This window comes from Glycomyces buryatensis (genome assembly GCF_004912275.1).
In the GTDB taxonomy this organism is placed as follows: domain Bacteria; phylum Actinomycetota; class Actinomycetes; order Mycobacteriales; family Micromonosporaceae; genus Glycomyces; species Glycomyces buryatensis.
This window is the reverse complement of the sequence record NZ_STGY01000085.1, coordinates 1-795: the sequence shown is the minus strand read 5'-3', so window position 1 is coordinate 795 and position 795 is coordinate 1. Positions and strand designations below refer to the sequence as shown.

General features: G+C 69.7%; 1 pseudogene. It reads right to left on the bottom strand.

Annotation, left to right across the window (positions count from 1 at the left end):
• Positions 1–795: pseudogene (locus FAB82_RS26480) on the bottom strand (thiamine pyrophosphate-binding protein); the annotation flags it as partial.

Below are 795 nucleotides of genomic sequence, written 5' to 3'. Positions count from 1 at the left end.
CAGCGCCTTCGCGAGCGCGGCAAGACCGGTTTTCGCGTCGGCCAGCAGCATCTCGGCCGAGTGCTTCACAGCGTCGAGGCGAGCCACGTTGAGGTTCGCGAAGGTGACATCCGGGTTGGCGAACACGGTGTGGCTGGCGGTGGTGAAGTCCGAATACCGAGTCCCGATGCCGAGCACCACATCCGCCTCAGCCGCGAGGGCGTTCGCCGCCGTGGTGCCGGTGGAGCCGAGACCGCCCACCGATTGCGGGTGGTCCCACTGAACGGCGCCCTTGCCCGCGTGCGTGTCCGCGACCGGAATACCCGTCGCCGCAGCGAACGCCCGCAGCTCGGCCTCGGCCTCCGAGTAGACCACGCCCCCGCCCGCGACGATCAGGGGTCGTTCGGCGCCCCGCAGGAGTTCCGCGACCCGTTCCACGGCGGACGGTTCCGGAACCGCGCGACCGATACGCCAGACCCGCTTGCGGAAGAACTCGACCGGCCAGTCGAACGCCTCGGCCTGCACATCCTGTGGCAGACACAGCGTGACCGCGCCGGTCTCGACCGGATCGGTCAATACCCGCATCGCGGCCAGGGCGGCCGGGATCAACTGCTCGGGCCGACAGACGCGGTCGAAGTACTTCGAGACCGGCCGGAACGCGTCATTCACCGACACGTCCCCCGCCCGCGTGTCCTCGAGTTGCTGGAGCACCGGGTCGGGCACCCGGGTCGCGAACATGTCGCTGGGCAGCAATAGGACCGGGAGACGGTTCGTGGTCGCCAAGGCCGCGCCGGTGATCATGTTCGTCGAGCCCGG